Here is an 8,914-nt window from a genome sequence, read left to right as displayed (position 1 = left end):
CCACGCCCAGATCGCTCGCCAACCCGCGCACCGAAGGTAACCGGCTGCCCGCCGCCAGGCTGCCCTGGGCGATGGCGTCTTTAATCCGCAGGTAAATCTGCCGGTACAGCGGTTCCGCAAGCCGGTTGTCCAGCCGCAGCGAGGTCAGGAAAGATGGCATCATGGTCCGGTTAAATAATCATTTTATGGCCCTATAGCATAGACCATAAGGCCGCTAAAGTAGCGCCATGATTTCGTTACTACCGATTGAGGTTGACCATGATTAAGCAACGTTTGAACTATGCCGAGCTGGCGCCCGCCCCGTACAAAAATATGGTAAGCGCGCTGATGGCGCTGGAGAAAGGTGCCCTGGACAAGGCGACCATCGAGTTGATGTTTATGCGCGTTTCGCAGATCAACGGCTGCGCCTACTGCCTGGATATGCACGGCAAAGCGCTGCGCGAAAGCGGCTTCAGCCATGCCAAGCTGGATACGCTGGCGGGCTGGCGCGTCAGCCATGAGTTCAGCGAGCGCGAACGCGCCGCGCTGGAATGGGCCGAGTCGGTGACGCTGATCGCCGCCACCGGCGCACCGGACAGCGCTTTCGAGGCGCTGAAGGCGCACTTCAGCGATACCGAGATCGCCGATCTGACCTTCGCCATCAGCATCATGAACGCCTTCAACCGGCTGGCCGTCAGCATGCGTCAGTAATGCGCTCGATTCCCCCTCTTCACTGAGAGGGGGAATTTCTCACCCGCAAAAATTTTTTCCCTCGCCTTTTCCAGCCCCGGCGCGGCCTGCGCCTCCAACCCGACAAAACACCATATATAGCGTGGTTGATAAAACAAATATCAACATATAGTATTTTATGGGTCAGCCGCAGGGAGTGTCGTTCGGTTGATAACGCCGTCAGAAACGCCAGGAACGATGCTCCGTTATCTGACTTGTCCGCCTTTCCTTCAGCCTAAAGGTAAATGCGAATCATGAGCATTATTATTTACAGTAAGCCGGACTGTGTCCAGTGCAACGCCACCTATCGCGCATTTGATAAACAGGGGATTGATTATCAGGTGATCGATCTCACCCAGGATCAGCAGGCGCTGAATCACGTTAAATCCTTAGGTTATCAGCAAGTTCCGGTGATTATCGCCGGTGACGATCACTGGTCCGGGTTCCGGCCGGACAAGATCGGCGCACTGGCGCTCACCTGCTGAGGCCCGCCGATGAATCCGCTGGTCTATTTCTCCAGCAGCTCGGAGAACACCCATCGGTTCGTTGAGAAACTGGGCCTGCCGGCGATCCGCATTCCGATCGCCGGAGCCCGCAGCAAATTGCTGATGGAACAACCCTATATCTTGATCGTGCCCAGCTATGGCGGCGGCAGCGCCGTCGGCGCGGTGCCGATCCAGGTCATCCGCTTTCTCAACGTTCCGCAAAACCGTTCATACCTGCGCGGCGTCATCGCCGCCGGGAACACCAACTTCGGCGCAGCGTACGGCATCGCCGGCGACATCATCGCCAAAAAATGCCAGGTGCCTTTTTTGTACCGCTTCGAGCTGCTCGGCACGACACAAGACGTTGAAAACGTTCGACAGGGAGTAACCGCATTTTGGCAACGACAGAACTGACCAGGCCCGAGACGGGCGCGCTGGATTACCATTCGCTCAACGCGATGCTCAATCTTTACGATGCGGAAGGCCGGATCCAGTTCGATAAAGATCGGCTGGCGGCGCGGCACTACTTCCTGCAGCACGTCAACCAAAACACCGTGTTCTTCCATAACCTGGAGGAAAAGCTGCGCTATCTGGTGGAGGAAGGCTACTACGAGCCGCAGGTGCTGGCGCAGTACGAATTCCCGTTTATCAAGCAGCTGTTCCAGCAGGCCTACGCCAAAAAATTCCGCTTCGAGACCTTCCTCGGCGCCTTTAAGTATTACACCAGCTATACGCTCAAAACCTTCGATGGCAAACGCTATCTGGAGCGCTACGAAGATCGGGTATGCATGGTGGCGCTGACGCTGGCGGCGGGCGACACCGGGCTGGCGCAGGATCTGGTGGAGGAGATGATTTCCGGCCGCTTCCAGCCGGCCACCCCAACCTTCCTCAACTGCGGCAAACGCCAGCGCGGCGAGCTGGTCTCCTGCTTCCTGCTGCGTATCGAAGACAATATGGAATCGATCGGGCGGGCGGTGAACTCCGCGCTGCAGCTGTCGAAACGCGGCGGCGGCGTGGCCTTCCTGCTGAGCAATATTCGCGAGGTGGGCGCGCCAATCAAGCGCATCGAGAACCAGTCCTCCGGCGTCATTCCGATCATGAAAATGCTCGAAGACGCCTTCTCCTACGCCAACCAGCTCGGCGCGCGCCAGGGGGCCGGCGCGGTGTATCTCAATGCCCACCACCCGGACATTCTGCGTTTCCTCGACACCAAACGGGAAAACGCCGACGAGAAGATCCGCATCAAAACGCTGTCGCTGGGGGTGGTGATCCCGGATATCACCTTCGAGCTGGCGAAGAACAACGAAGAGATGTACCTGTTTTCGCCCTACGACGTCGAACGGGTGTATGGCGTGCCGTTTTCGGAGATTGCCGTCAGCGAGAAATATCGCGAGATGGTGGACGACAAGCGCATCCGCAAGTCGCGCATCAACGCGCGCGAGTTCTTCCAGGTGCTGGCGGAGATCCAGTTCGAATCCGGCTACCCGTACGTGATGTTCGAGGACACCGTCAACCGGGAGAACCCGATCGCCGGGCGCATCAACATGAGCAACCTGTGTTCGGAGATCCTGCAGGTCAACCGCGCCAGCACGTATCACGAGGATCTGAGCTACGATCGCATCGGCAAGGACATCTCCTGCAACCTCGGCTCGCTGAACATCGCCAAAACCATGGACGCGCCGGACTTCGGCAAGGCGATCGAGACCGCGATCCGCGCGCTGACCGCGGTGGCCGACATGAGCGATATCCGCTCGGTGCCGTCGATCGCCGAGGGCAACCGCAGCGCCCGCGCCATCGGCCTGGGCCAGATGAACCTGCACGGTTACCTGGCGCGCGAGCGCATTTTCTACGGCTCGGAAGAAGGCATCGACTTCACCAACCTCTATTTCTATACCGTGGCCTATCACGCCATTCGCGCCTCGAACCGGCTGGCGATCGAGCGCGGCGGCGCCTTCGACGGTTTTGAACACTCCCGCTATGCCAGCGGCGAGTACTTCGACAAGTACACCGAACGCGACTGGCTGCCGCAAACCGAGCGGGTACGCGAGCTGTTCGCCGCCGCCGGCATCGCCATTCCGGGCCGCGACGAGTGGCGCGCGCTGCGCCAGTCGGTGATGCTGCACGGGCTGTACAATCAGAACCTGCAGGCGGTGCCGCCGACCGGTTCCATCTCGTACATCAACAACGCCACCTCCAGCATCCACCCGATCGTCTCACGCATCGAGATCCGCAAGGAAGGCAAGATTGGCCGCGTTTACTACCCGGCGCCCTACATGACCAACGACAACCTGGCGTATTACCAGGATGCCTACGAGATTGGCCCGGAAAAGATCATCGATACCTACGCCGCCGCCACGCAGCACGTCGATCAGGGGCTGTCGCTGACGCTGTTCTTCCGCGATACGGCCACCACCCGCGATATCAACCGCGCGCAGATCTACGCCTGGCGCAAAGGCATCAAGACCATTTACTACATCCGCCTGCGCCAGATGGCGCTGGAAGGCACCGAGGTGCAGGGCTGCGTGTCCTGCTCGCTGTGAGGCAACTTATGACGACCCTAACATCGGCGCCGCTGGTGCGCGCCATCAACTGGAACATCATCGAAGACGACAAGGATCTGGAGGTATGGAACCGCCTGACCTCCAACTTCTGGCTGCCGGAGAAGGTGCCGCTGTCCAACGATATCCCCTCTTGGGCCACGCTGACGCCGAAGGAACAGCAGCTGACCATTCGGGTGTTTACCGGGCTGACGCTGCTGGACACCATCCAGAACACCGTCGGCGCGCCGGCCCTGATCGCCGATGCGCTGACGCCGCACGAAGAGGCGGTGTACTCCAACATCAGCTTTATGGAGGCGGTACACGCCCGCTCGTACAGCTCAATCTTCTCCACCCTGTGCCAAACGCCGGACGTGGACGATGCCTACCGCTGGAGCGAGGAAAACCGCGCGCTGCAGAAAAAGGCCGGCATCATTCTGGCCCACTACCGCAGCGACGATCCGCTGTTGAAGAAGGTTGCCAGCGTGTTCCTCGAGTCGTTCCTGTTCTATTCGGGCTTTTATCTGCCGATGTACTGGTCGAGCCGCGCCAAGCTGACCAACACCGCCGATCTGATCCGCCTGATCATTCGCGACGAGGCGGTGCACGGCTACTACATAGGCTATAAGTTCCAGAAAGGGCTGGAGAAAGTGGACGCCGCGCGGCGCCGGCAGGTGAAAAACTTCGCCTTCGACCTGATGCAGGATTTGTACGACAACGAGGTGCGCTACACCGAGGAGCTGTACGACGGCGTCGGCTGGACGGAAGACGTGAAAACCTTCCTGCACTACAACGCCAACAAGGCGCTGATGAATCTGGGATATGAAGCGCTGTTCCCACCGGCGATGGCGGAGGTCAACCCGGCTATCCTGTCGGCATTGTCGCCGAACGCCGATGAAAACCACGACTTCTTCTCCGGCTCCGGTTCGTCTTACGTCATCGGCAAGGCGGTCAACACCGAGGATGAGGACTGGGATTTCTGAGGGCTGGCTGGCCGTATCAGGAAAAGGCTTTCGCGGGAGTGCGACGTGTCGTGCTCCCGCGACTATGTGTTTTGCTTGAAGGCCGCACGCAGCTCAAGCCGCCGCCAAATAGCGCGTTTCTCCGCGTCGCTGGCGGTCGGCCAGGCGGCGATCTCCGCCCGCGTGCGCCGACATCCCCGGCACCGCTGGGTTTCGTCGTCGATGCGGCACAGGCTGACGCAGGGCGATCTCACGCCGTGCTGGAATTGCTGATTGTCGCCCGCCATAAACCGCCCTTGATGTGATGTGTGCCGCCACAGGATACCCGATCCTGCGGCGGCGCGTCGTCAATCAGATGATGCCGCCGTTGGCGCGCAGGGTTTGGCCGTTGATCCAGCCGCCGTCGTTCCCGGCGAGGAAGGCCACCGCCGCGGCGATATCTTCCGGCGTGCCCAGGCGCTCCAGCGGCGCCATCTTCGCCAGCCGCTCGATAAGCTCCGGGGTTTTACCGTCGAGGAACAGCCCGGTCGCGGTCGGCCCCGGCGCAACGGCGTTCACCGTGATATTGCGGCCGCGCAGCTCTTTTGCCAGCACGCTGGTCAGCGCCTCGATCGCCGCCTTGCTGGCGGCATACATGCCGTACCCCGGCTGCAGCAGCCCCACCACGCTGGAGGAGAAGTTGATGATGCGGCCGTTGTCGCGCAGGCGCTTCGCCGCCTCGCGCATCGTGTTGAAACTGCCTTTCAGGTTGATGTCGATCAGGCGATCCGCGTCTTCATCGCGCATGTCCGCCACCGGTGCCAGCGCCATCACCCCGGCGTTGTTGACCAGCACGTCGACGCCGCCAAACGCCTGTTCGGCGCTGTCGAACAATCGGGAAACCGCTGCCGCATCGCTGACGTCGGCTTTGGCGCCGAGCGCGCGGCCGCCCGCCTGTTCTATCTTGCGCACCAGTTCATCGGCCGGCGCCGGGTTGCCTGAATAGTTGATGATGACGGTAAAACCGTCGGCGGCCAGACGCTCGGCAATGGCGGCGCCGATGCCGCGAGATGCGCCGGTGACGATGGTGACGCGTTGAGTGGCGTTCTGCATAAGTCTCTCCTCCTGGGTCAGTGAGTTGTCATCATGCACCTTTCGGCACGGCGAATAATCCCCTATTCTTCGTTATCACTATCCGAAATAAACGAACAATTATGGACAGAATCGACGCTATGCGCCTGTTCACCCGCGTGGCAGAACAACGCAGCTTTACCCAGGCGGCGCAGGATCTGAACCTGCCGCGCTCCACCGTGACCGACGCCATCAAACAGCTCGAAGCCCGGCTGCAGGTCAGGCTGCTGCAGCGCACCACCCGCCACGTCAGCCCGACGCTGGACGGCGAAGCCTACTATCAGCGCTGTCTGAGCATTCTGGCGGACATCGAAGAGGCGGAGATGGCGTTCGCCGGCGCCAAACCGCGCGGGCTGCTGCGCATCGAGGTGCACGGCACGCTGGCGCGCCATTTTCTGTTGCCCGACTTGCCTGATTTTTTGGCGCAATACCCGGATATCGAGCTCTATATGAGCGAAGGCGATCGGCTGGTGGACGCGCTGCGGGAAGGCATCGACTGCGTGGTGCGCGTCGGCAAACTGCGGGACAGCGACATGGTGGCGCGCCGCCTGGGCGAGCTGGAAGAGGTGACCTGTGCCGCCCCGGCCTACCTGCAGCGCTTCGGCACGCCGCAAAGCCTGGACGACCTGCGCCATCACCGCATGGTGGGTTTTCGCTCTTCGGCGACCGGCGCGCTGATGCCGCTGGCGTTCACGGTGGCGGGGCAAGCGCAGCCCATCACGCTGCCGGCGACGGTGTCGGTCAGCGCGGCGGAGAGCCTGGTCGCCGCCGCCCGCGCCGGGTTGGGCATCATTCAGGTGCCGCGTTATCACCTGCGCGGCGATCTGGCCGACGGCAGCCTGTTGCCGCTGCTGCCGGATTGGCCTTCTCCGCCGATGCCGGTCTCGCTGCTTTATCCGCGCAACCGCCAGCTCTCGCCGCGGGTGCGCGTGTTTCTCGATTGGTTCAGCCGGGTGTTCGCCGAGCGCAACCGGTAGCGACAGAGTGCGTTACAGCGCGCCGTAATTCAGCGGCACCCAGTTGTACCCTTCGCCCTGGCGGTTCAGGTAGCCCAACCCTGGGAACGACAGGTGCGCGCCGCCCACCAGCTCGCTCTGCCGCGCGCTGTCGCCGAACACCCGCAGCCGTTGAGCGACCGCCGCCTTGGCGTCGCTGTCAAAGCTGATAGCCACCTTCGGATGCGGCATCTGCACCGCCGCTACGTGGATCAGATCCCCCAGCAACAGCAGCTTTTTGCCCTGACTCGTCACCTGATAGACGCTGTGGCCCGGCGTATGCCCGTGGGCGGCAAAGGCGGCGATGCCCGGCGAAAGCTCGTCGTCGCCGTTGAATGGCTTAAAGTGCCCGGCCGCCTGATAAGGCTTGATCGCCGCCTGGGCTCTTTCGAAGTTGCTTTTATTTTCCGCGTTGGCCCGTTTCAGCTGGTCGGCGCTCAGCCAGAAGTCCGCGTCCTGGCTGGCGGCGCGCACCACCGCATTGGGGAATACCGCCTTACCGTCGTGCGTCAGGCCGCCGAGGTGATCCGGGTGCATGTGGGTCAGGTAGATCTCATCCACCTGCTCCGGTTGGTAGCCCGCCGCGCGCAGGTTATCCACCAGTTTGCCCAGGCCGTCGCCCAGCAGCTGGCCGGCGCCGCTGTCGATCATCACCAGCTTGTCGCCGGTATTGATCAGATAGGCATTGACCGAGGTGACCACCGGCAGGCTTTGATGCCGCTCGGCCAACCCGGCGGCGATCTGCTGCGGCGTGGTGTTCAGCAACAGCTTGTCCGCCGGCAGGCGAATGACGCCGTCGGACAACGCGGTCACTTCAAAGCTGCCCAGCATGATGCGGTAAAATCCCGGCGTCGGGGTTTTGGCCTGCGGCGCGGCGGCCCCGGCCTGTAATGACATAACGGCCAGCGCCGCGCCCAGCAGACAACGTTTCCAGAACATGATGACTCCTTGCGAGAATTGGACAGCGCTAAGTATTGACGCAAAAGGCCCGATGCGCCTGTTTAATAAATGCCTTTGATAAATATATAAATAATATATTTATTATGAATAATTTTGTTTGCCGAGCCACACAACCCCAATCCATATTTTCTCGCTCGCCACTTGGTTATTTTTCTTACTCCCTAAACCAAGAGTGAGGAAATATCATGAACTATCAATTCGAAAATCTGGTCTTTGAAGGCGGCGGCGTAAAAGGCATCGCCTATGGCGGCGCGCTGGAATTGCTGGAAGCCAAAGGCATCATGCCGCAGATCAAGCAAACCTCCGGCGCCTCGGCGGGCGCCATCGCCGCGCTGCTAGTCGGCCTGGGCTGCAGCTCGGCGGACGTCACTAAAATTCTGTCGGCGATGGATTTTAAAAAATTCCTCGATTATAACGGCGGCTTTTTCGGTACGCTCCAGGACGCCTACCGCCTGTTCAATCAATACGGCATCGCGCCCGGCGATTATTTCTATCAATGGTCGCGCGATATTATCAAGCAATATACCGGCAAGCCGGATATTACCTTCGAGCAGTTCGAAGCGATGAAAGCGGCGAAAGGGTTCAAGTCGATTTACTTTATCGGCGCCAACCTCAACAGCGGCCAGCGCGAGGTCTATTCGCATCGCACCACGCCGCGCATGAAAGTGGCGGACGGCCTGCGCATTTCGATGTCGTTCCCGTTCGCCTTCGTGGCGAAGAACAATACCCTGGGCGATCTGTGCATCGACGGCGGCATGATCGACAACTACCCGGTGCGGCTGTTCGACTATGACTTTTCCGCCACGCCGCCTTATATCGACAGTTCCAGCCAGCGCATCAACACCCGCACCCTGGGCCTTCGCCTGGACTCCGCCGGCGAAATCGCCCAGGCCGCCGGGCAGGCCGGCCCGCGCACGCCGGTCAACAACCTGTTTGATTTCACCCTGGCGGTGGCCAACGTGATGCTGGACATCCAAACCAAGGTGCACCTGGACAGCGACGACTGGAAGCGCACCGTGTATGTCGACACGCTCGACGTCGGCACGCTGGAGTTCGGCATCAGCGAGGAGAAGAAACGCGCGCTGATCGAATCCGGCCGCCGCGGCGTAGAGCGCTATTTCGCCTGGTACGACGCCGCCATGAAACAGGCAGCGTAA

11 protein-coding genes are annotated in these 8,914 nt (G+C 60.9%); 7 read left to right on the top strand and 4 right to left on the bottom strand.

The genetic code is table 11. From position 1 onward, the window contains the following. The coding region (locus tag ACJ8QI_RS24535) for a GntR family transcriptional regulator (RefSeq protein WP_442533194.1) at positions 1 to 163 on the bottom strand (163 nt) is incomplete at its 3' end. Between the two features lie 95 nt (positions 164 to 258). Here ACJ8QI_RS24535 and ACJ8QI_RS24530 point away from each other — a divergent pair. The 5 genes from ACJ8QI_RS24530 (at position 259) to nrdF (ending at position 4,713) form a co-directional block, all read left to right on the top strand. Then, positions 259 to 690, top strand: coding sequence for a carboxymuconolactone decarboxylase family protein (locus ACJ8QI_RS24530; RefSeq protein WP_015378864.1), 432 nt, complete (start codon positions 259 to 261; stop codon positions 688 to 690). A 272-nt stretch (positions 691 to 962) separates the two neighbouring features. Then, entirely contained in the window at positions 963 to 1,193 is a 231-nt protein-coding gene (gene nrdH / locus ACJ8QI_RS24525; protein WP_004928934.1) for a glutaredoxin-like protein NrdH, read from the top strand. 9 nt (positions 1,194 to 1,202) lie between these two features. Continuing rightward, complete coding sequence (gene nrdI / locus ACJ8QI_RS24520) at positions 1,203 to 1,607, top strand: class Ib ribonucleoside-diphosphate reductase assembly flavoprotein NrdI (protein WP_004928930.1); 405 nt, start codon at positions 1,203 to 1,205, stop codon at positions 1,605 to 1,607. Next, positions 1,589 to 3,733, top strand: a complete 2,145-nt coding sequence (nrdE, locus tag ACJ8QI_RS24515) for a class 1b ribonucleoside-diphosphate reductase subunit alpha (RefSeq protein ID WP_141960023.1) — start codon at positions 1,589 to 1,591, stop codon at positions 3,731 to 3,733. The genes nrdI and nrdE overlap by 19 nt, the downstream gene beginning before the upstream one ends. 8 nt (positions 3,734 to 3,741) lie before the next feature. Then, positions 3,742 to 4,713: a class 1b ribonucleoside-diphosphate reductase subunit beta gene (nrdF, locus tag ACJ8QI_RS24510; RefSeq protein WP_038872807.1), complete on the top strand. Its 972-nt coding sequence runs from the start codon at positions 3,742 to 3,744 to the stop codon at positions 4,711 to 4,713. A 62-nt stretch (positions 4,714 to 4,775) separates the two neighbouring features. Here the strand turns inward: nrdF and ACJ8QI_RS24505 are convergent, their stop codons facing one another. Both ACJ8QI_RS24505 and ACJ8QI_RS24500 read right to left on the bottom strand, forming a co-directional pair. Further along, complete coding sequence (locus ACJ8QI_RS24505; RefSeq protein ID WP_060425090.1) at positions 4,776 to 4,979, bottom strand: DUF1289 domain-containing protein; 204 nt, start codon at positions 4,977 to 4,979, stop codon at positions 4,776 to 4,778. Between the two features lie 64 nt (positions 4,980 to 5,043). Then, positions 5,044 to 5,784: an SDR family oxidoreductase gene (locus ACJ8QI_RS24500; protein ID WP_060441091.1), complete on the bottom strand. Its 741-nt coding sequence runs from the start codon at positions 5,782 to 5,784 to the stop codon at positions 5,044 to 5,046. Positions 5,785 to 5,885: 101 nt separating this feature from the next. Between ACJ8QI_RS24500 and ACJ8QI_RS24495 the strand changes: the two genes are divergently transcribed. Continuing rightward, positions 5,886 to 6,779 carry a LysR family transcriptional regulator gene (locus ACJ8QI_RS24495; RefSeq protein ID WP_442533193.1) on the top strand — a complete coding sequence of 298 codons (894 nt, stop codon included), beginning with the start codon at positions 5,886 to 5,888 and terminating at the stop codon, positions 6,777 to 6,779. Positions 6,780 to 6,791: 12 nt separating this feature from the next. Here the strand turns inward: ACJ8QI_RS24495 and ACJ8QI_RS24490 are convergent, their stop codons facing one another. After that, the gene (locus ACJ8QI_RS24490; RefSeq protein ID WP_442533192.1) at positions 6,792 to 7,736 is read right to left on the bottom strand and encodes an MBL fold metallo-hydrolase; all 945 of its coding nucleotides are present in this window, start codon (positions 7,734 to 7,736) and stop codon (positions 6,792 to 6,794) included. Positions 7,737 to 7,942: 206 nt separating this feature from the next. Between ACJ8QI_RS24490 and ACJ8QI_RS24485 the strand changes: the two genes are divergently transcribed. After that, complete coding sequence (locus tag ACJ8QI_RS24485; RefSeq protein WP_048234592.1) at positions 7,943 to 8,914, top strand: patatin-like phospholipase family protein; 972 nt, start codon at positions 7,943 to 7,945, stop codon at positions 8,912 to 8,914.

The sequence above is a fragment of the Serratia sp. CY84636 genome, from assembly GCF_052166245.1.
Taxonomy (GTDB): domain Bacteria; phylum Pseudomonadota; class Gammaproteobacteria; order Enterobacterales; family Enterobacteriaceae; genus Serratia; species Serratia nevei.
This window is presented reverse-complemented; position numbering and strand designations above follow the sequence as displayed.

What these genes read in the sequence shown, in the direction of transcription:
- ACJ8QI_RS24530 (WP_015378864.1), top strand. Translation starts at nt 259, where the DNA reads ATGATTAAGCAACGTTTGAACTATGCCGAGCTGGCGCCCGCCCCGTAC.
- nrdH (WP_004928934.1), top strand. Translation starts at nt 963, where the DNA reads ATGAGCATTATTATTTACAGTAAGCCGGACTGTGTCCAGTGCAACGCC.
- nrdI (WP_004928930.1), top strand. Translation starts at nt 1,203, where the DNA reads ATGAATCCGCTGGTCTATTTCTCCAGCAGCTCGGAGAACACCCATCGG.
- nrdF (WP_038872807.1), top strand. Translation starts at nt 3,742, where the DNA reads ATGACGACCCTAACATCGGCGCCGCTGGTGCGCGCCATCAACTGGAAC.
- ACJ8QI_RS24505 (WP_060425090.1), bottom strand. Translation starts at nt 4,979, where the DNA reads ATGGCGGGCGACAATCAGCAATTCCAGCACGGCGTGAGATCGCCCTGC.
- ACJ8QI_RS24500 (WP_060441091.1), bottom strand. Translation starts at nt 5,784, where the DNA reads ATGCAGAACGCCACTCAACGCGTCACCATCGTCACCGGCGCATCTCGC.
- ACJ8QI_RS24495 (WP_442533193.1), top strand. Translation starts at nt 5,886, where the DNA reads ATGGACAGAATCGACGCTATGCGCCTGTTCACCCGCGTGGCAGAACAA.
- ACJ8QI_RS24490 (WP_442533192.1), bottom strand. Translation starts at nt 7,736, where the DNA reads ATGTTCTGGAAACGTTGTCTGCTGGGCGCGGCGCTGGCCGTTATGTCA.
- ACJ8QI_RS24485 (WP_048234592.1), top strand. Translation starts at nt 7,943, where the DNA reads ATGAACTATCAATTCGAAAATCTGGTCTTTGAAGGCGGCGGCGTAAAA.